Origin of the sequence: Desulforapulum autotrophicum HRM2 (assembly GCF_000020365.1) — a bacterium.
Taxonomy (GTDB): domain Bacteria; phylum Desulfobacterota; class Desulfobacteria; order Desulfobacterales; family Desulfobacteraceae; genus Desulforapulum; species Desulforapulum autotrophicum.
Genome location: NC_012108.1, coordinates 2,226,934 through 2,248,589 on the forward strand (window position 1 = coordinate 2,226,934; position 21,656 = coordinate 2,248,589).

Below are 21,656 nucleotides of genomic sequence, written 5' to 3' on the forward strand. Positions count from 1 at the left end.
CCCTAAGGGCCGCAAAAATTTTAACCAGGAGTGTAATGAGCTCACCCAAGAAAAAAATTCCACCCCCACCCCCCATGAGTCCCTATATCTTTACTATCCTATTATTTTTTTTCGGACTCTGGTGTTTCTACGACGGTTGGTTGACAAGCGACCCCGATATGCAAAAACATGCCCTTTTTAACAAGGTATTAAGCATCGTTCTGCTACCCTGGGGCGTTTATGATTTCTTTAAGATTAGAAAAGCCCGCAATGCCGAATCAACCGACCAAGATTAAAATAACAAAAAATGACAAATAGAAACCTGGCTTTACCCTATCTCTTACCCTATTTTGCCTATGTGGGGATTGCGTCGCTTTTGGACGGCAAGATATCCATTGAGTTCAACTACCTGTTGAGAATTTTGGTGGTAACGCCCTTGATTGTGTGGGGCTGGAAGTGGTTCATGCCCCTGTCCTCCCCGGGAAAAAAGTTTATGTCTGTTCTGTGGGGAGTCGGAACGGGCCTTGTGGGTTTTGCCCTGTGGTGTCTGCTACTGGCTCCTTTTATCGATTCATTTGAAGGGGATGCCTGGCGGCCACAGGGCTTTTTTTTGCGGCTCGTTGCGGCAGGGCTGCTGGTTCCCGTCTTTGAAGAGATGGCCATCCGTGGATATGTATTCCGGGTTGCCCTTCAATGGGATCAGGCCCGTAAAGCCAGATCCCCGGAACCTCTTGAAGCTGCACTTGATCGATCCAATCTTCTGGATGTAAAAGATGGTGCATGGACATGGCCTGCCGTATTGATATCCTCCATTGCCTTTACCCTTGGCCACACATCTCCTGAATGGTTGGCAGCCTTTGCCTACAGCCTCCTCATCTCCTGGCTCTGGGTAAAGAGGGGGGACCTTCTCTCCTGCATTGTGGCCCATGGAACCACCAATTTGGTGCTGGCGGTCTTTGTTTTTATGACTGGTCAGTGGGGGTTCTGGTAACCCCATCAAAGTATTTCAAGATTGTTAAAATTCGCTCATAATGCCCTTTTTCGATCAAAATAGGCATATTAATCTCTAAAAAAAGTTCGCTTGTAAATGGAATGGAGTCAAGACAATAAAAATAATACAATATACAGAATCCTATAAAAAAGCTTGGGATGATTTTGTAAATTATCATCCCAATTCAAATTTATATCATTTGTCAGGGTGGAAAAATGTGATTGAGAAAACCTATGGTCATAAAACCTTCTATCTCATGGCCATAAACGCTGCAAACGCAATTATTGGCATTCTTCCCCTTGCTCATTTGAAGCATTTTGTTTTTGGTAACAATTTGGTGTCCATACCTTATTTTGACATGTCCGGTATCTTGGCAATTGATGAACAAACAGAAAAAATGCTTTTTAGTGAAGCCATAAAATTAGGGCAAAAACTCAAGGTCGATTCAATTGAACTGCGTCATTCAACGCCTTTATCATTGCTTTATAAAATCAATCAAAAAGATTCAACGATTACCTACCAATGTAATACTGATGAAGATCTGATAATCCATGAATTAAAGGATCAAAAGGTTCGTATGGTTCTTCAATTACCAGAAACTTCTGAGATGTTAATGAAATCTTTTAATTCAAAATTTCGAAATAAAATAAAGCGACCCATTCGGGACGGTTTAAAATGCAAAACAGGCGGGATCGAACTTTTGAATGATTTTTACACTGTTTTTACAATTAACATGAGAGATCTGGGTTCTCCTGTTCATTCAAAGGATTTTATTAAAAATGTGCTAAAAGAGTTTCCTGATAAAGCAAAAATAGGGATTGTTTATAAGGATAAACGTCCCATTGCCTGTATATTGGTAATTGGATTTAAAAAGATGCTGGCCAATCCGTGGGCCTCTTCCCTGAGGGAATTTGCAAATTTGAGGGCAAATACCCTTCAATACTGGACCATGCTGGAATTTGCATGTGACAATGGTTATACCTGTTTTGATTTTGGACGTTCCTCACCCGATGAAGGAACTTATAAGTTTAAGGAAAAGTGGGGTGCCACATCGACTCCTCTTCATTGGTATTACACTTCCATGGACGGTGGTGTGGTTGATACAGCAAGTTCAAAAAAAGCTAAATTTGATGCAGCCATTAAACTTTGGCAAAAAATGCCCGTTGTTTTTACAAAAATGATTGGTCCTTTCATCCGAAAAAATATCAGCTTGTGATCCATTAAACCTATTATGAAAATTCTTTACATTGCCCATCGAATACCCTATCCACCCAATAAAGGGGATAAGATACGAACATTTAATGAAATAAAGTATCTTTCAGTTTTTCATGAAATTCATTTGGCCTGTTTAGCGGATAATCCAGAAGATTTGAAATACGACAAGAATCTGAAGAAGCATTGTGAAAAAGTAAAGGTAATTCCCTTAAACACAAAACTTGCAAAGATAAAAAGCTTGATTGCTTTATTGTCTAAATCACCATTGTCGGTGAGCTATTTTTATTCAAGACAACTTCAAAGAACCATAAATAATTGGGTGTCAGCAACACAGTACGATGCAGTTATCTGTTTTTGTTCGACAATGGCTGAATATATATTTCGATCACCTCAATTAAATCCTGTTTTAAATTCTAATGGGCCTGTTTTAATAATGGATTTCTGTGATCTGGATTCTGAAAAATGGGGTCAATATGCAAATAAAAGTCGATTTCCCTTTAATATAGTTTATGGGATAGAACACAAACGTTTATTTAAGTATGAAAAATCTATTAATAATGCTTTTCATCATTCTGTAGTGGTTTCCCCACGTGAAAAAGAACTGTTTACTGAATTGTATCCGTCTGTGAAGAATATTACGGCAATTCCCAATGGGGTGGATTATGAATATTTTTCACCATATGCCAAGTTTGATTCTATAGAATCAGGAGACAGTCATTCCCACCCGATTTTAGTCTTCACAGGTGCCATGGATTATTATGCCAACATTGAAGGTGTTACCTGGTTTTGCAATGAAATTTTGCCTGGAGTAAAAAAAACATACCCTAAAGTTCAGTTTTATATAGTGGGAAGTAATCCCGCATCAAAAGTCAGGGAACTGGAAAATATTCAAGGCGTTAAAGTAACCGGTTTTGTAGAAGATATCCGGCCTTATTATCAATTCGCCGATGTTTGTGTGGTCCCGCTTAGAATCGCTGCCGGAATCCAGAATAAAGTATTAGAGGCCATGTCCATGGGTAAACCAGTTGTAACTACTGCAAAAGCCTTGGATGGGATTCATGCTGTTATTGATGAACATGTCCTGGTTGAAGATCTGCCGCTAAAATTTTCGATTGCTGTTACTCAACTACTTACAAGCATAGAACAAAGAAAGACGCTTGGAGCAAACGCAAGAAAATTTGTAAAACAAAAATATAACTGGGAAATCAACATGGGGCATTTTGAGCGTCTGCTTCATGCTTCCGATTTAATGGGTATATGATTATGATACAAGGAAAAACCATTATCTGCTTTGCCAGCGGATACGAGGCCCCCCCCACAAGTAAGCACCATGTGATGCATCTTCTGGCCGAGACTAATGTGGTGTTATGGATTAATTACCACGGGTCCCGGGTGCCCACAGCAAGCTCTTCAGATTTGGTTTATATGGTAAAAAAACTTTTGCAGGTGATAAAAGGATTAAAACGACCAAGAAAAAATCTTTATGTGTTAACTCCCCTGGTCATCCCCCTGCCAAGTTCACCCCTTGTGCGAAGGTTGAATCGATTGTTGTTGATAACCCAGATCCGACTGGCCTTGGGAAAGGTAAAAGAGGGGCCGACGCAGATCTGGTCATTTACTCCGGATGTTGCATACACCCTGGGTCATTTTAATGAAGAAAAAGTGGTGTACTATTGTGTTGATGATCATGCGTCATTTTCTGGTTACAATAAGGCCCAGGTTTTACAGGATGAAAAAGAACTTTGCCATAAATCTGATCTTGTAATTACTACAGCCATGGTTTTGCAGGAGGCGAAAAAGGACTGGAATCCCAATACCATTCTTGTTCCCCATGGGGTCGATTTTGATCATTTTAACCGAGCGGTTCATGAAACTTTTTCATGCCCAAAGGAATTGGAATTCATTCCAAGGCCCCGCTTGGGATTTTTTGGTCTAATCCGGGATTGGGTGGATGTGGATCTGTTGTGGGAGGTGGCCCAAAAAAGGGCGGATTGGCATTTTGTGTTAATTGGCGATGCTGATTCAAGTGTGGAATTGAGCAAGTATAGATCCACCCCTAATATGCATTTTTTAGGACGTAAAAAATACCAGGATCTGCCGGCATTTTGCCAGCATTTTGATATGGGGCTGATTCCTTTTAAGGTCAATGAACTTACCCATGCAGTAAATCCAATTAAGCTTCGTGAGTATCTTGCAGCGGGGCTGCCTGTCATCTCAACTCCGATGCCAGAGGTTAAACTGTATGATAAGTTTATTCAGATTGTAGAAACCCAAGAAGAATTTGAAAAAGCTGTTGAAAAGTATCTTTTAGAATCAAAGGAAGACCGCAGATTAAGCATCAAAGCCATGTCTCAAGAAACCTGGCCTGAGAAAATTAAGCAAATTTGCAGTAGTTTGTATTGATTTCGGACCTCTATATGTTCTTACATTTGGAAAGTGATTTGTTTTTAAACGTCAGGAATGAGTATGGAATCAAAACGAAATAACAATTTAGATTTATTGCGTACTATAGGGTTGTTAGGTGTGATTTTGGCGCACGTATCTCCACCTGATATTGTAATGCAGCTTAGAACTTTTGATGTACCTTTGATGGTCTTTGTCAGTGGAATTGCGTATGGGATCTCTAATGATAATCAGTCTGCATCTGTTTTATATTATCGGCATCGACTCTTAAGGTTATTGGCTCCAACTTGGACTTTCTTACTCGTTTTTTTCTCGTATTTTTGGATCGTCGATATAGTCACTAATGACCATTACATTACCTCGTATCTCATTATAAATAGTCTTTTCTTAAGAGGGGGGGGGATTGGTTATCTTTGGATTATCAAGGTGTTTCTGTTAGTCGCAATAAGTTCGCCGATTATCCAGTATGTTAACAAACGAATACAAAATAATTTTATTTATTATTTTTTTATATGTATGCTTTTAATCTTATATTTTTATTTAACTGATATAAAAATTGCGAATAATATTGAATTTCAAAATAGCCTTTTTAGGATTTTGGTCAATGAATATCTATTTTATATAATACCCTATTCATTGATATTTGCAGTTGGATTGCGCATTTCAATTCTACCAAAAAATCAAATTATTATTTTATTCCTTTTTACGCTGATTTCATACGTGTTTGTTTCTCGGATTAACGTAGAAAATGTATTTTCTAATATCAACGCATTCAAATATCCCCCCCAATCATTTTGGACTATTTATGGCCTAATGATTTCTATCCTGCTATATCTTTTTCTAACATACGGTAATATGCATTTGCAGTTTCATAAGTTAATTTTTTTTATGAGCTCATCCTCCATGTGGATATATTTATGGCATATATTTTTGTTGAAAAATTGGAATCATGGGACGGGTCATATCCCCGATTTTGCAAAAAATTATTTTGTAAAATTCCTTGTTCTTACTGTGCTTGCGTCACTGATAACCTACTTGCAAAAAAAAGGTTTCCATTTTCTAATAGCTAAATATGAAAAACATCATTTTATTTATAGGGTTATATCCGTATGTTTTTTAAAATAATTACCTCCCAATATGGATTCATATAATAATGACAGGTGCACGTATTGTTTTAAGAAATTTAACCGCAAATTGGATCGGACACGGGGCCGGTCTTGTGGTTATGTTCTTTTTATCCCCTTTTATCGTCCATACACTTGGCGTTACAGAGTATGGAATCTGGCAACTTCTGACTGTTTTAACAGGATATATGGGCGTCCTGGATCTTGGGGTAAGGGCCAGCACAGGTCGTTATATTATTCTTTTTCTCGGCCAGCAGGAATATGAAAAGGTTGATGAAACCATACGCACCGGTTTGGGCCTTTATACCGTCTTAAGCGGGCTTATACTGTTTGCCGGTTTCATACTTGGACTGGTGTTTCCATGGGTGTTCCCTTCTGTTCCCCAGGAATATCATATGACTGTGGCGGTCTTGCTTCCCGTACTTGCTGTCAATATATGGATTTCAGCGTTAAGAACGATTCTTTCCAGTTTGCTTGCAGCATATGACCGATTTGATCTGGCAAGGGGATCAGATCTTATAATGCTTGCGGTCCGCACGATTGGTACTATTGTGGTACTTAAGCTGGGTATGGGGTTGATCGGTTTAACCATCGCAATTGTCGGTTGTAATATCGTTGGCTTAATAGTCAATTTAATGCTTTGCAATCGTATCCATAGCGGGCTTAAACTCTGGCCTCTGATGTTGAAAAAAGATCGAATGAAAGAGCTCTATAACTACGGAATTGGAGCATTCGTTGTAGCGGTATCTGCCAAGATTATCGGTCAAACTGATTTGCTGCTGGTTGGGAATTTGATCAGTATTGACTCCGTTGCTGTATATAGTATCGGTGCTATGCTTATTTATTATTCTGATACTTTTACCAAGCAGATCTATATGACCTTTTTCCCCTCGTTACAACGGGCTGTTGCCCAGGAAAATTTCGGTGAGGTCAGATGGATACTTAACCGGTTGATAAGCTTGTCACTTATCCTTGGTATACTTATGTATGTTGGATATGCTTTTTTTGGTGTATCGTTCATAACACTCTGGATGTTTGATGCGAAGATTTTTCCTTTGACCTCGGTTGAATCGGCTGCCAAGGTTATGGCAATTCTTTCCTGTGCAAAACTGTTGCTTCTTTTAGGGCAGTTTAGTCGAAGTCTTCTTGCTGCAACCGGTCATATAAGTTTTTCCGCCAAAATGACAATAGTCGAGGCGATGATCAACTTAATTTTGTCTATTTCATTTGTTGTCGTGTTCGACTGGGGTTTGACAGGTATTGCAGCGGGGACTTTGGGTTCTCACCTTCTCATACAAACAATTCTTGTACCACATTATGCCTGTAAGAAAGTTGGAATGAGCTGGGGCGGTTTGCTGCTGTCAACGGGTAGCAGGGGTTTAATTGCAGCTGGACTTTTTTCAGGGATTTGCTTTGGCATGCAACATCTTTTTACAACACAAAATTGGTTTGAGTTTTTTATCCAGGTTGCGGCCTGTGTTTTGTGTTATATTCCCATTGCTTTGTTATTGCTTGTTTCATCAAATGATAAAAAACGCCTATGGAATAAAATTTATCGGCCAATTGTAAAATCCTAGCGTTTATGAATAAATTAACAATGAACTTTGTCATGATTCTATCAATGAGAAGCCATATGTATCAAGTGGAAGATAAGGGCAATAAATATGAACTATACTAATCCTCCTGCCATCATTCTTGGCTCGGGCGGCAATGGACTCGGGGTTGCACGTTCATTGGGGCGAAGAGGGGTTTATACCATTGTCATAACCGATAAAATTAACAGTCATGAAATGTGCAGCCGTTTTATCGATAAAAAAATTTATTTTTCTGGTTCGGATGAAAGCCTTGTAGAAATGTTGATAACCAATAGTGCCCTGCATCAATATTCTCCAGTGTTGTTTCCAATTCGTGACATAACCGTTTCTGCAATTGCAGACAGGTTGGCTGAGTTGAAAAAAATATATCGTATTGGAATGCCGGACGCCCAGATAATAAAAACTGCCTTATCAAAGACAAGTTTTGATAGGATGGCGTTGGATAAAGGCTTTCCAACGGCTAGAACCTTTACTGTTAAGAATTTTTCCCAAATGGATGAAGTCAGCAATCAAGTCTTGTTCCCCTGTATTTTAAAACCCGAGTTGAGAAGCAATGAGTTCTTAAATGTTGCATCAGCCAAAGCTTTCATAGCTAATACAGCAAAAGAGTTAAAAGATCAATATCAGTCTTTTGCCATGGCTTCACCAGAGGTCGTTGTTCAAGAATATATCCCTGGTGGAGAAGAACAATTGTATTTTTGTTTTCAGTATTACAATCGTGATAGTGATCCTGTGGTATCAATTACCGGTAGAAAAATACGTCAATGGCCTCCAATTTGTGGCAGTACCTCATCTTGTGAAGTGGTTAATATCCCCGAGATTGAAAATTTATCCACCCGTTTTTTTAAAAGTATTAATTATTTTGGCCCATGTTCTACGGAATTTAAGAAAGATCCAAGAAATGGAAAATATGTTTTTATTGAGCCTACCATAGGTCGGACTGATTGGAACAACAGCTTTTCTGAGGGAAATGGAATACCCATACCATTTATCGCTTATTGTGATATTGTCGGTTTATCAATCCCAAATTTTTATCAAAAACGGTTGAAGTATCGTTGGGTTCGGTGGTCAGCCGATTATGAAGCGGCAGTATATCAGCTTAAAAAAGGAGATCTAACCCTTTTCGATTGGCTTAAATCTCTCAGGCCACCAATTGTTGGACCTATTTGGAGTCTGGATGATCCTGTTCCTCTACTGAGTTCGTACTTCTCCCGTATTCAACGGAAGCTATTTAAATTATTAAACTAAAAAAATATTAATTTGTTAAACTTGATCATCATGTTTAAATGGGAATAAAAATAAGGGCAGATCTGATAATAAAATCTTCCTGAAAGAGACGATAAAATAATTTTATATATACAGGAATCAAAATGTCTTTGAGTTTAATAAAAAAACATATAAGAAAAATTTGGCTAAGAGAAAAGTATCATTTCTACGTAAAAAAATTGTCAAAAAGTAATTTTGTTGAAAAAACAATTTTATTTAAAGAAGCTAAAAATGAGGACCTTAGTGCTGTTGCCGTTCAGTTTAAAAGTCATTTCGGAGAAAATGGTTTTGAATATTTATCAGGGAAAATAAATTCTGGTGAGATACTTTTAATCGGTTACGAAAATTTAAATTCTGACAAAATTTGTTTTGTTTCATGGCTTTCAGAAAAAGAAAAGGCGTTGATTGAATTTAAAAAAAAAAGAAGTTCCCAAAATGTTGTTTTTAGTTTCAGAACTCTTGTTCCCCCGGAATACCGAAATATAAAAGTTGGAAGACGGGGAATAGGTTTTGCTCAGGAAGTTGCTCTGAGAAAAGGTTATAAAGAAATTTGGGGTATAGTAAAAAATGACAACTTGGCTTCTCAGAAAATGCTTGAAAGCCTTGGATGGTATAAAGATGGGAACCTTCTAAGAAAAGTTGTTTTGAAAAAAGAGTTTTTTAGGGTGTTGTAATCTTTTTGACGTGGCGTATAAGCACCGGATAAATTTTTTGGATTGAAATCACAAGGCCAATTAATGAAGATTGATAGTTTTTAGATGTCAAATTTTAAAAAGACTATGGTAGAATTGTTTTAAAAGAGCCATTCCACATGCCGAATAAAAATTCTAAAAATACTTTACAATTGGACCTTTCTGTTCTCTTACTTAAAATGGACCCTGCATGGATAAGCTTCTTAGATGCCGAAGGCATTTCATGGGCTACGGTCAATTCGGATGACTTGATCAAAAATCATACAGCCTCTGTGTTTGTTTTACCTAAAGGTACTCCAAAGAGTATTGCTGAAAATTGTTATGCATTAGCATTGAAAGGGGCTTGTCTTATATGCGAACCGGATACTGAACCTGTAATGCATCTCGATGAGATTCATTATTGTAAGATGCCCTACGATGATCAGAACTTTTGTGGTTTGGAGGACAAAAATAATTCCCGAGCGATCAGGGTAAAAAGGGGAAAGCTTGGTCAGGGAACTGTTTTCTGTCTTCCTTTCTGCTTGAGACCGCTTTGGGAAAGCTGGGGACGGGCACGCCGATTTGTTAATGTCGGTAATGGACAGTTGATTTATGAAGAGATGTCGGCGATAGTAAAAAAAAATGTCCGTCGTGTGGTCATTGAAATTATAAAACAGGCTTTTTTTAGACAGGGCTTACCGTTTACTCACAAATGGTATTTTCCCGGGAAAAACAGATCCGTACTATGCTTTCGAGGGGATGCTGATGGCGGGCCAAAAGAAAATTTTAAATGTTGGCTGGACGCTGTTCGTCCCTTTTCCACATCGACCTCTGTGTTTTTTTGTACCAGTAAATATACACATAAAAAAGATTTGATCGTTGCCGCTGCTAATGCAGGGCTGGAAGTCGGGAGCCACAACCATTGGCATATTGTCTTTCCCGACAGATTCACCAACTCAAAATCCCTTATCCGTGCCGAGACTGTTTTAAATTCTGCAGATCAGCATCCAACGGGATTTGTAGCGCCAGCTTTTTTCTGGCATCCCTCTCTGTACCATTTGCTTGAGCAGCGCGGTTATTTATACGCATCCTCTTTCCGGGTTAACCACGATGGGATACCCTACTTTCCAGTAGTAAACGGACGAATTGGAAAGGTCTTGGAAATCCCTTATCATTGCCTTGGAGACCGCTTCCCTGTTTCTAATATTCCCTTAGATGGAGAAATCAGCCGTCGTTTTTTTGAAACTTTGATCAAAAAAAAATACTCTGCGGGTGAGCCTATGTTCCTCTATGGTCATCCAGATATAAAAGGACGAATGGGAACTTCTCCAGAGTTGGTCCGATTTATTCTTGAGACGGCCATGTCATACTCGGACGTTAAGCCTTTGCAACTATCTCCTTATGCCAAGTGGTGGCGGCAACGAACCGATTTAAAGGTAGAGAGCTTTTATGATGTAAAATCCTCAAGAGTTGGGTTTCGTAACGAATCAAGATTGAGTCCCAAATTACCTGACTTAATGGTTCGTGTAGAGTTCCCCAATGGGGAATCTTATCTTGCCGATCCCAATCTCTATGCTCCCAAAGGACTACCTCGTGATGAAATGGTAACGTTTTCCCCCCTTTATTTGCCTAATGCTTATGATGTAGGGGAAGTCGTTTATAAGAGGCCAGATTTGATTACTCCTTGGCATAGTTGGCGCAATAGGCGGATGATAAGACGATTTGCTGAAGCCTATTGGCAAGTTTATCGGTCATAGTTTACTCAACTTTCGGACTTCAACTTTGATGATCGGGGGCAGGCTTGTGTTATTGTGCTTTTGACAACATCTTGTCCGCTTTCTAAGCCGAACAAAAGTGCAACAATGCAAGCCTGACCCCATGTAAACCCCATGTAAACAACCAATCCAGTTGAGTAGTTTATATTCTTATTTCTGATTTTTGTGTTGTGTTGACAAGAGAATTATAAAGTTTTTTTGGTCCGGACTTATCCGGTTGGGATGATCAAGATCCAGCAAGAGATATCAGGATGTTTTCAATCCATGACAGAATGGCTATCTTTTGTTGGATACGAAGTCCTTTCTCAATATGTAAAAAATTATGATGTGATTGCATACAAAACATTGAGGTTAAAAAATGAATTATCTTAAAAAATCGATCCAAGGAACGACTAACACAATGTGGCAATATCGTAAAGCTTTTTCGGCGCATTGCAAAGGTAGTATGTCCCTTGCTCTTTCAACAATGCCTAAGATTTTAAAAGCCCATTTTAAATTCGGTATTAGTCCATTATTATATTCTTTCTTTCAGTTTGACAATGTTCCAGAATCAGAGTGGTCTGAATATACTACAAATCAAGAAAAGTTTACTAAACTTTTGGTGGGCAACAGCACGGTCGAGGCTCGTAGAACAGCTGGAAATAAACTTCAGTTTTATAATCACTGTATTAAAAAAGGTTTACCAATAATTCCTGTGTTTTGCGCTGTATCAAATGATCAAAACTTGAATATCGACGGAGTCGAGATTATAAATGATATCGAAAAATGGCGTAAAATAATATCGACATTACCAAAAGAATTATTTGTCAAACCATTTCTAGGAAGAAGTGGTATTGGGGCTTTCGCAGTTTATAGGGAAAACGGTAATTTTAATTTTGCAGGTTGTAATGGATCAGCGGAAGATTTATTTGAATATATAAAAGTAAGAGTTAAGCCTGGAAAAGGGTTTATCGTTCAACCAAGAATGAAAACGCATTCTTCCTTAAGAGCTATTGTTTCACAAAAAGGTTTATCAACTATTAGAGTAACTACCATCAGGCGGAACGGTAAAACAGAAATAATTATGGCATGCCTTAAGATAATTCGTGGCAAAAATGAACACGACAACTTTTCAAAAGGTATGTCAAACAATTTGATTGCAGCTATTAACACTGAAACCGGAGAATTAGCCCCAGCTTGGGGATCAACAGCGAGCGACTGGCCAATAATGACTCAATATGCTATTCATCCAGATACTGGTGAGGGAATAGAAGGATTTGTTTTACCTTCATGGAATAAAATTGTTGAATTGGCTGTCCGTGCCCAGGATTCACTTCCTTTATTGCAGACAATTGGTTGGGATATGGCGCTGACAGACGAGGGTGAATTTATTGTTGAGGCTAATACTGCATACGATCCTGTACTTTTTCAACTCCTTCAGCAACGAGGTTTAAAAAGGGGAGCATTAGGCGTTTCTTAACGGAATCTTATGAGAGACAGAGGAAAACTTGCTGAAAGGCTTGATATGTGATTATAATTCTTTGTATTTATAGATAATAAAGCTGGACAATTCCATAAGAATAGATTAACTTATCATGGGAAATAGCCCTCATTTTTTAAAGGAGGCCCCATGATAGCAACTGCTAAAATCGCAAGCGCTTATTCAGAAGAATGGAAGTCAGGATTTCTATCATTTGCCAGTAGCCGTTTAGACAAAATAGCAAAGGATTACCAGATGGATTCCATCACCGATATATCGAAAAGTCTTTTCAGCAACCGATCAGACATTATGGGGCAGGCCGCTTTAGCATTGATAGAAAAAAAATATGGTCACCTACTGGAGCAAAAACATTGTCAATGCCCGATTTGCGACAAACAAATAAAAGCAAGGCCCCAAAAAGTAAAACGGAAGATTGAAACACTTATAGGTCCAGTAGAGCTTGAACGGCCTTATTTTTATTGCGTCAAATGTGGTTTCGGATTCTATCCGCTGGATTATGCCTTGGGGCTTTCGAATCGAAAAACACAATCTGACATTCAAGAGTTGGAAGCCTGGTTGGGGGCCGAAATGCCTTATGAAACAGCGGCTGAAACCCTTGAGCGATGTGCAGGAGTTAAGGTCAGTAACCACCATGCCCACGATGTTGTTAATGAAGTAGCAGAGCATATTCAACTGTTGGATGTTTGTCCTGACAAATCAGAAATCCATGCTCAAATTGATGCCATCGCTAAGAATAATTTCCGCCGCCCCGTTTTAATGATAGGCATAGACGGAGCCCATGCACCAACACGCCCAGAGCCCAGTCCGAGAAAGGGTAAAAGAGGGAAAGGTGAATGGAGAGAGGTCAAGGGGTTTCGGATTTATCTGATTGATAATCAAAACATTAATCACCTGATAAGCTGGCACCAAATCAAAACAGACAAAGAGTTGACACAGGATCTGTTGGAGATCAAGCAGGCCGGGTTAATACCCGAAAAAAAAGTCCGCATATGTGTCATTGGAGATGGTGCTCCATGGATTTGGAATCGAATAAAGGAAGTTTATCCGAATTCTAAAAAAGTATTGGATTATTATCATTGCAGCGAGTATTTGCATGATGTGGCCAATGCCCAATACGGCAAGAACACACAAAAAGCCAGAGAATGGGTGGAGGCAACGCTTACCAGACTTTTTTTAAACCAGGCAGATAGAATTATTGCCGGAATGAAGCGAATGAAACCAAATTCAGATTCAGCTATGGAACAAATTAACAAGACTGTGAAATATCTTTCTGATCGTAAAGAAATGATAAATTACGGTTCATTGAAGAGAGGTGGTTATCATATTGGCAGTGGTGGTATAGAAAGCTCAAATAAGTTCATATCCAATGTACGCCTTAAACGATCCGGTGCATGGTGGTATCCTACAAACGCCAACAATATTCTAAAGCTACGTTGTGCGAAGTATAATAAAACTTTTGATCGAGTAATGGAAAGAAGTAGGAAAAAATTACAGCAAAGTAAAACCGAAAAGCGTCCTCAACTTCGTCTCATAGTGGATAATTCTTAAGAAACAGGTAATGCTCCCTTTAAAAAGTGAATTCCTAAAACTATATAGTTGATCTTAACCTATACGAGTCAGGACCAAAATGGTTCACAGAATGATGATCAGAAAAAGTATAAAGTCAGTGGGTTGAATTAGATGTTTACTTTAAGTTAATGCTATTGGATTATTTTTATGAAAATCCTTCATATTTCAGCACTGCCAGTATGGTCCATGGATGGAAAGGGAGGAATGCCCTCTTTAAGGGAAACATTAAAAGGTCATATTCGTGCAAATCATGAAATAGAAATGATTTCACCCTATTATGACCTTTTTTCGGATGATTTAAAACCTTTGCATATAGAAAGAGGGAAAGGCTATTCTATACACGTGGCTCCTTGTTCATGGTTGCCACCGCTTAAACGGTTTAGAAACAGAGTCAGTAAAATTTCCGGCAGAAATTCAATTCCATATCCTTTTAGGTGGATAATTAATGTGTCTATGCTTTTGCTGTTAACATTGAGTCTCTTAATTAAAGCCAGGAAGGTTTGTAAATATGGTAAATTCAAACCAGATCTTATCTATGCCCATAATCAGTATGCCTCTTTATCCGGTTTCTTTTTAGGCCAGATTTTTGAAATACCTAATGTGACAAGATTATATGGAACTTTTCTGGCCGATTTAATGAACAAACCCTTTGTATATTTTCGTTACCCAACAGCGGCAGCCGGTTATTTAATACCGTCAACACTCTTAATTTGCGCCAATGACGGTACAAGAGGAGATGAAGTTGCTGGAAAATTTAACCTGTCTTCCCAACGCTTCCGTTTCTGGCAGAACGGGATTGATCCTCCCTCAAAAAAACCGACGACCACAAGAAAAGAACTTGTAGATCGGTTTGGTCCCACTCTTCGAGAAAATAGCCAATGGGCAATTTCCTGTTCACGTTTGAGCAGTTGGAAACGTATTGACCGGATGCTTCATGCCTTGGAAATATGTCGAAATAAGGGCGTGGATTGCCAACTTCTAATTGCAGGGGATGGCCCTGAAAAAGAGGAATTGCAGGATTTGGCAAAAAATCTTAATTTGACCGAAAATGTTATTTGGCTTGGATCTGTCGCCCACGATGATATCTGGGCATTGATGAATTTTGCCGATGTGTTTTTGATCACCAACGATGTGACCAATAGGTGCAACCCGTTATATGAAGCAGCTTGGGCCGGTCTTCCCGTTGTCTCTGTTATTGATCCTTCTACATCGGATTTGCTCCAACATCGAACAAATTCATTGTTAGCTGAAAAAGATGATAACCAGGCATTGGGAAACTACTTATCAGAAGTACTCGAGGATGAGGGGTTGAGAATCAAGTTTCAATCTGAACAGAAAAAACTGGCATCCTCTTTCTGGACATGGGAAGAACGAATGAAGGTTGAAGTTAAAGAACTTGAAAAATTAGTTTTTAAAAGCGAAAATTGATCCTATGTTTTCTCTCAAGCCAATACTTTTTATAAGTTTGTTTCTTATATGTACTTGTGGGGCCGTCTTTTTACCTCATTTAGGTGTTTATGGATATATCGCAGATTATTGCATAGGACCATCGCAACAGTGGTGGGAAGCGCCTTTTTCAGGCATTGGAATACGTTATTCCTTCAGCCTTGCCCTGGCCACTATCCTGGGGTTTGTTTTACAAAGGCATAAGCTCAGGTTTGGATTCTCAGCTATACAGAGGCAGGAAACTCTTTTGCTTCTTTTTTTGTGCGTGATATGGTTATCATCTATTTTCGGAGTTTCGACTGTGGATAGATATAGTACTGTGGACCATCCTACTGTTAAATTTACAAAGGTTGTTGTGTTTATTTTCCTGATGACTCACATCATTACAGATAAAAATAAATTTAACGGACTTTTTTGGGTGTTTGTAATGTGTGCATTGGTACTAGGTTTGCAGGCGTGGGAGCTACCCAGAAGATCATTTATTGCAGGTCGGCTTGAGGGAATTGGTGGTGCTGATTTTGCTGAGTCTAATTTCTTTGGGTCCTTTATGGCAGCGATGCTGCCTCTTATCGGCGTTCAGTTGCTTAGAAGTAAAAAATGGATTCTAAAAATTGTATGTTTGGTTGCTGCAGCGTTTACAGCTAACGCTGTTGTGCTTTGTAGAAGTAGGGGCGCTTTAGTTGGGATTGCTATGGGATGCTTTGCTGCCATGCTTATGGCCCCAAAACAGTATAAAAAAAAAATTGCGATTGGTTTAGTCCTGGGTGTATTGGGGGGATTATACGTCACTGATCAGCAGTTTTTAGAGCGTATGACAAGTATTGTTGTATCAGAAGAGGAAGAGCGAGACGAATCAGCGGCAAGCCGTTTTCGACTTTGGCAGGCAGGGGCTCAAATGGTATCAGATCATCCTCTTGGTATTGGTATCGGCAATTGGTATCAGACTATAGTAATCTATATCCCTGAGTATGAAGGTAAAGATTCTCACAATACTTATGTAAAATGTGTAGCTGAGTTAGGAATTCAAGGGCTATTTTTATTCGCCTTGATAATTTTTTTTGCTTTAAAGGAAAATTCGAGAATAAAGGCCATGTCAGATCGATTACCGCCTGAAATTGCAAATGATTTTATAATACTTTCGTTTGGACTCTGTATATCCATTGTAATCATTCTTACCTGTGGCTTAACAATAACCATGATTTACACTGAAATTATATGGATATTGCTGATGTTGCCCGTATGTCTTAGAAGGGCTCTGGAAAATGCAATCATGGAATATGAAACTGAAGTAACTGAAGTAACCATGGTAAGCTAAGGGATATTTAATATGTGTGCAATACAAGCAGAGCGAAGCTTACATGAGAAGAATTCAATTATAAAGACAGTTTTTACAAATATTTCCTTGATATTGGTGTTGCTGTTGATTACGAATAGCAATGGTTTTACAAAAACGCTCCAGGAACATGTTAGTGTTTTGACTAAAAAAGCTGATGAGTCTTCCAAGCAGGGAAATCACGCCTTGGCTTTCACCTACATAAATCAAGCAATAAAATTACAACCTAAAAATTATAATTTATACTATACTCGTGCTTTTATCCTTGGTCGTGCAGGGCAGTATTCTAAAGCAATCAAGGAATTTAGCCGATTTGTAAAAAATGATAAATTTTCCCACGCTATTCGGTTTCGAGCAGATTGTTTTCTGGCAATAAATCAATTGCAAAAAGCAGCCAATGACTATGTCATGTTTTTAAGGTTTGCTCCAAAAGATGGCAAGGTCTGGTCTTATCTGGTTGAGACTCTTGCCCTGATGGGTAATAGAAAAGCCGCATTGGATGCTGTAAATCGTGGTTTGTCTACCAATTCCCATTGGTCTGATAGATTGACTGTTCTTCAGAAACAAATATTTTCGGGTCAAAAAATTATTCCACACAAGCCTCTATCAAACTAACATTTATCGGAGATTTGAATTTAATTTGAAATTGTCAATGAGTCCGATGCTAAGAAAAATTCAACCTGAATTAAGAGTCGTTATTATTCTTTCTGAACTCAGGGCAGGGGGAATGGAACGCCTGGTCATCCATCTGGCCAAAGGCTTATCGTCCAAAAATATTCCCACCATGGTCATCTGTCTCCAGAATCCAGGAGAACTTTCAGAAGAATTTAAACACAGTCCGGTGTTGGTCAGGGCTATCGGCAGTCACAGTGGTTGGGATTTAAAGGCCATTTGGTCGATAGGGCGTCTGTTAAGAGAATTTAAACCATCCATCATTAATATTCATGATTATTCAAGTGCACCCTATGCTGTTATGGCAAGTAAACTGTTCAGGAAAGTGCCTGTGCTGTTCACTGCCCATGGCCTTTTATATCAGGGTTTTGATGATCTGAAGAACCGATGTCGTTTTTTTTCAAGGTTTTTTGCTGGCCTCACTGCAGTCTCTGAAGCTGTTGGCAAGCGCCATCAGGGGTATCTGAACTGGAAAAAGCTTATCCAGATTATCCCGAATGGCGTACCTGGCTTTAAAAAAAATGGAATGCTTCGTCAAAAAGTTAGAACAGAACTTGGTCTTGATAAAGACGATGTTTTTTTCCTGGCAGTTGGAAATCCCAGGCCTGAAAAAGGATTTGAAGATCTTCTCCAGGCTACAGCGCTTCTTAAAGATGCTGATCCACAGAAAAAAATTAAAGTAGCAGTTGCCGGTAAACTATCTGACAGCCCGTACTGCAGGATGTTGCAGGAATCTCTGGTTAAAGAAAACTTAAAACAATGTTTTTCATTTTTAGGGTTTCGTAGTGATACTGATGCGCTTTATAACGCTGCCGATGTTTTTGTGCTGTCCAGCAGAAGTGAAGGCCTGCCCATGGTGATACTTGAAGCAATGATGGCCGGTCTCCCTGTTATTGCAACACGGGTAGGTGGTATTCCCAAAATGATGGGTAAAAATGGTATCTTGGTTGAGGCAGCTAATCCTGAGGAACTCTCATCAGCCATGCATTGTTGCCTGTTTAAAAATGGTATTATTGAAAAATTTGGCCGAATGGGCAATGAACTCGTTAGAACCCAATATGGTTTAGATCAGATGGTTAATAACTATCTTAGCACCTACCAGGGTTTGATTTAAACCAAATGAAAATTTTGTCTTTTTCCTATTGTTTCCCCAATTCCACCAATAAAAATTGGGGAATATTTGTATTCCAGCGTCTTGCGGCATTGGCAAAAATACAAGACCTGAAGGTCTGTTCTCCTGTGCCATGGTTTCCTTTTTTAATAAATAAAGATGTTCAAAAATCCGGAATAGAACTATGGGAAGGGCTTGAAGTTCACAGGCCCAGGTTTTTTTATACTCCGGGCATTTTTAAAAATAAGGACGCTCGGTTATACGCAAGGGGAATCAGAACCTGGTTTTTAAAATTATGTAAAGAATGGAAACCAGATATTCTGGATGCACATTTTGTCTGGCCAGATGGTGTGGGGGTATCCTTACTCGCACGAGAGCTTGGAATTCCCTATGTGATTACCCTGCGGGGAAAATTATACGAATGCATTAAAATCTCTTCCCAGCGAAAACAGTGCGCCGATGCATTAAAGAATGCTGCAGCCGTTATCAGTGTGTCCGGGCTGATGGCCGGGGAAGCAATAAAACTTGGAGTTGATAAAGATCGAATTACAATCATTCCAAATGGCGTTGATACAGATGTGTTTTCGATTAAAGATAAAAGAATGTGCAGGCAAAAGCTTGATCTTCCCATGGACAAAAGACTGCTGGTCACCGTGGCCCATCTTGGCCACAGAAAAGGCCACCATGAAGTGATTCAGGCCCTTGCTGGACTTCCCGATGATGTCAACCTTGTCCTTGTGGGCGGACCGGCCCAGGGGGGGACGGCTGAAGAGCTGAAAGCCCTGGCAAATAAAGCCGGGGTAGGAGATAAACTGATCCTGACAGGGCCCCAGCCCTATGAGCGTATTCCCCTGTATTTTGGTGCGGCAGATGCAAGCGTCCTTGCCTCCTACCGTGAGGGGTGCCCCAATGCCGTGCTTGAGAGTCTTGCCTGTGGAACGCCCGTCGTGGCAAGTGATGTGGGGGCTGTTCGGGATATTCTGCCGGTGCCGGACGCAGGTCGTATTGTCCCCCCCCGGACGGTTGAACCCCTGGAAAAAGCCATGGCGGATGTGCTGAGTCATGAGTGGAGTCCTGAAGATGTTGTTAATTCAAGCAGGATTCGATCCTGGAATCAGGTCGCAGAAGAGGTGCAGAAAATTTTTAAAGATGTGGTATATTCAAGGCGGGAAGAAATATAACGGGAGGAAAATTATGCCGACAGCATTAGAAAAGTGTCAACAACAGGTAAAGCACCTTTCTTTGCAGGAACGTGCTTTATTGATCAAGGTTCTTATTGATGACCTTGATGACCTTGATGAACTTGATCTGGAGCAACTCTGGATCAAGGAGGCGTCCAGACGGTTTCAGGAATTTAAGGCCGGAAACATCAAATCAAGGCTTGGAGCAGATGTTTTTCATGATTCCCGGGCAAAGCTGCAGGATGTTCGATGAAGCTTCGGTTTCTTGAACCGGCCGAAGCAGAAATGATGGAAGCAGCTGCCTATTATGAAGTTCAGGTTGAAAGACTTGGCACAAATTTTCTTGACATCATTGAAGCAGCAGTGGCTGAAATAATCGAGAACCCAGGAACATGGCCAAAAAATGAACTGGGGATACAAAGGCGACTGGTACGCCGTTTTCCCTATTCCATCCTCTATGCCGTTCATGAAGATGAGGTTATCATTACCGCTATTATGCACCAGAAGCAAAAACCCCGTTACTGGATAGGTAGATTATAGATTTTAATTTAAAGCAAGGAATAGGGATATGTACGCTGTTAAGCAGATAAATAAGAAGAAAAAAGAATCAACTGATAAAAGGCGCAGTGTCCTTGCCATGGTGGGTGATACACAGGTCGGCTTATGGGTGGTGAGGAGCCTTGCGCAAAACGGAATAACAGTTCATTCAATTGTAAAATCAAAATATGGACAGCCTGCCCAAAGTTGCTATTCAACCAGTGCCTGGGTTATGGAATCCCCCACTAACAGCCCTGAATTCGTAGATGAGATTGAATCCTTGGTCAAGCTGCTTGATGTGGGTTCGATCATGCCCGTGGCAGAAACCTATCATAATGTTTTGATTGACCAACGGGATCGTTTTGAGCCGGATGTTCATCTGTTTTCACCAACCCGGGAATGTTTTGACAAGGTAACGGATAAGGACTATATGCAGTCCCTGTGTCAGAAATTGGGAGTTCCCGTTGCCAAGGGGATGCGACTGGATCAGTTGATGGCCCCTGAGAACAGGGATGCGCTACAATTACCCCTTGTTTTTAGGACAAGGAGGCAGAATATCCAGGGGGGGCAGGCTCCCTGGAAAGCGGCCTATGCTGAGACTGAAGAGGAGCTTCAGCAAGTATATGAACAGGTCAAGACCTATGCGGATAATATTATTGTTCAGGAGTATTGCCCTGGAGCAGAGGACCATGTTCAGATCATGATGCATGAGGGGGAACCCTTTATGGTGGGGGATTATATTGGAGAACACCATATGCCCCTGGCAGGAGGCGTGACAACCCAGCGGGTGAGCTGCCACCATGAAGATCTTGTCAATGATGCCATTAAACTTTTTAAAGCCGTGGGTTATGATGGCCTTGGCGGACTCCAGTTTCACTATGACCCGGATACGGGAAAGTATATTTTTCTTGAGATCAATCCCCGGTTTATTGGTGGAACACCTACCCTTATCATGGCTGGTTTTCAAACATCCTTTCTTTTCTGGCAGAGCCATTTTGAGCCCGAGAAGATGAAAAAAACGCCATATAAATTAGGTCTTAGATCCAGAATCCTTGGGGGGGATGCCAACTGGATGATCGGCATGATTCGAGGGGATCAATTACCACCGGGTCAAAAACGAACTGGAAAAATCATGACCATACTTAAGTTTTTATGGAATTGTGGACCATGGACAAAGGACGATTCTTTTATGTGGAGAGATCCAAAACCGTTTCTGGTGGATTTCATGCAGATGAGTAAGAAATTAGGTGCCCAGGGCCATGACATTATTGGAAATCCTGAATCCCAGAATTCAAAACATTAGGACTT

The 21,656-nt window shown here is 39.9% G+C and carries 19 protein-coding genes; all 19 read left to right on the forward strand.

Translation table 11 applies throughout. The annotated features are described in order from the left end of the window. Nucleotides 1–286: 286 nt before the first annotated feature. The 19 genes from HRM2_RS09830 to HRM2_RS09915 all read left to right on the forward strand — a co-directional run bounded on the left by HRM2_RS09830 (nucleotide 287) and on the right by HRM2_RS09915 (nucleotide 21,651). Entirely contained in the window at nucleotides 287–970 is a 684-nt protein-coding gene (locus tag HRM2_RS09830; protein WP_015903862.1) for a CPBP family glutamic-type intramembrane protease, read from the forward strand. Nucleotides 971–1,094: 124 nt separating this feature from the next. After that, nucleotides 1,095–2,186: a FemAB family XrtA/PEP-CTERM system-associated protein gene (locus HRM2_RS09835; protein WP_085938436.1), complete on the forward strand. Its 1,092-nt coding sequence runs from the start codon at nucleotides 1,095–1,097 to the stop codon at nucleotides 2,184–2,186. A 15-nt stretch (nucleotides 2,187–2,201) separates the two neighbouring features. Beyond that, the gene (locus HRM2_RS09840) at nucleotides 2,202–3,446 is read left to right on the forward strand and encodes a TIGR03087 family PEP-CTERM/XrtA system glycosyltransferase (protein WP_015903864.1); all 1,245 of its coding nucleotides are present in this window, start codon (nucleotides 2,202–2,204) and stop codon (nucleotides 3,444–3,446) included. A 164-nt stretch (nucleotides 3,447–3,610) separates the two neighbouring features. Next, nucleotides 3,611–4,588, forward strand: coding sequence for a glycosyltransferase (locus tag HRM2_RS09845; protein WP_232364242.1), 978 nt, complete (start codon nucleotides 3,611–3,613; stop codon nucleotides 4,586–4,588). A 63-nt stretch (nucleotides 4,589–4,651) separates the two neighbouring features. Then, nucleotides 4,652–5,713: an acyltransferase family protein gene (locus HRM2_RS28310; protein WP_015903866.1), complete on the forward strand. Its 1,062-nt coding sequence runs from the start codon at nucleotides 4,652–4,654 to the stop codon at nucleotides 5,711–5,713. Nucleotides 5,714–5,741: 28 nt separating this feature from the next. Continuing rightward, nucleotides 5,742–7,289: an oligosaccharide flippase family protein gene (locus tag HRM2_RS09855; protein ID WP_015903867.1), complete on the forward strand. Its 1,548-nt coding sequence runs from the start codon at nucleotides 5,742–5,744 to the stop codon at nucleotides 7,287–7,289. Nucleotides 7,290–7,376: 87 nt separating this feature from the next. Then, complete coding sequence (locus HRM2_RS09860) at nucleotides 7,377–8,555, forward strand: carboxylate--amine ligase (protein WP_015903868.1); 1,179 nt, start codon at nucleotides 7,377–7,379, stop codon at nucleotides 8,553–8,555. Nucleotides 8,556–8,677: 122 nt separating this feature from the next. Beyond that, nucleotides 8,678–9,247: a GNAT family N-acetyltransferase gene (locus HRM2_RS09865; protein WP_015903869.1), complete on the forward strand. Its 570-nt coding sequence runs from the start codon at nucleotides 8,678–8,680 to the stop codon at nucleotides 9,245–9,247. A gap of 137 nt (nucleotides 9,248–9,384) precedes the next feature. Next, nucleotides 9,385–11,001 (forward strand): polysaccharide deacetylase family protein, encoded by a 1,617-nt coding sequence (locus tag HRM2_RS09870; RefSeq protein ID WP_015903870.1) that lies wholly within the window; start codon nucleotides 9,385–9,387, stop codon nucleotides 10,999–11,001. Between the two features lie 376 nt (nucleotides 11,002–11,377). Then, nucleotides 11,378–12,478, forward strand: coding sequence for a sugar-transfer associated ATP-grasp domain-containing protein (locus tag HRM2_RS09875; protein ID WP_015903871.1), 1,101 nt, complete (start codon nucleotides 11,378–11,380; stop codon nucleotides 12,476–12,478). A gap of 255 nt (nucleotides 12,479–12,733) precedes the next feature. Then, a complete protein-coding gene (locus HRM2_RS25145; RefSeq protein ID WP_015903872.1) occupies nucleotides 12,734–14,047 on the forward strand; it encodes an ISKra4-like element ISDau4 family transposase in 1,314 nt (437 codons plus the stop codon). 168 nt (nucleotides 14,048–14,215) lie between these two features. Then, a complete protein-coding gene (locus tag HRM2_RS09885; protein ID WP_015903873.1) occupies nucleotides 14,216–15,496 on the forward strand; it encodes a glycosyltransferase family 4 protein in 1,281 nt (426 codons plus the stop codon). Between the two features lie 4 nt (nucleotides 15,497–15,500). Continuing rightward, a complete protein-coding gene (locus tag HRM2_RS09890; protein ID WP_015903874.1) occupies nucleotides 15,501–16,829 on the forward strand; it encodes an O-antigen ligase family protein in 1,329 nt (442 codons plus the stop codon). Nucleotides 16,830–16,841: 12 nt separating this feature from the next. Next, nucleotides 16,842–17,462 (forward strand): tetratricopeptide repeat protein, encoded by a 621-nt coding sequence (locus HRM2_RS09895; protein WP_015903875.1) that lies wholly within the window; start codon nucleotides 16,842–16,844, stop codon nucleotides 17,460–17,462. A 37-nt stretch (nucleotides 17,463–17,499) separates the two neighbouring features. Next, a complete protein-coding gene (locus HRM2_RS09900) occupies nucleotides 17,500–18,633 on the forward strand; it encodes a glycosyltransferase (protein WP_015903876.1) in 1,134 nt (377 codons plus the stop codon). 5 nt (nucleotides 18,634–18,638) lie between these two features. Continuing rightward, nucleotides 18,639–19,811, forward strand: a complete 1,173-nt coding sequence (locus HRM2_RS09905; RefSeq protein WP_015903877.1) for a glycosyltransferase — start codon at nucleotides 18,639–18,641, stop codon at nucleotides 19,809–19,811. 13 nt (nucleotides 19,812–19,824) lie between these two features. Next, the gene (locus tag HRM2_RS27055) at nucleotides 19,825–20,064 is read left to right on the forward strand and encodes an addiction module protein (RefSeq protein ID WP_015903878.1); all 240 of its coding nucleotides are present in this window, start codon (nucleotides 19,825–19,827) and stop codon (nucleotides 20,062–20,064) included. Beyond that, nucleotides 20,061–20,351, forward strand: coding sequence for a type II toxin-antitoxin system RelE/ParE family toxin (locus HRM2_RS09910; protein WP_015903879.1), 291 nt, complete (start codon nucleotides 20,061–20,063; stop codon nucleotides 20,349–20,351). Before HRM2_RS27055 ends, HRM2_RS09910 begins: the two co-directional genes overlap by 4 nt. A gap of 28 nt (nucleotides 20,352–20,379) precedes the next feature. Then, entirely contained in the window at nucleotides 20,380–21,651 is a 1,272-nt protein-coding gene (locus tag HRM2_RS09915; RefSeq protein ID WP_015903880.1) for an ATP-grasp domain-containing protein, read from the forward strand. Nucleotides 21,652–21,656 lie beyond the last annotated feature (5 nt).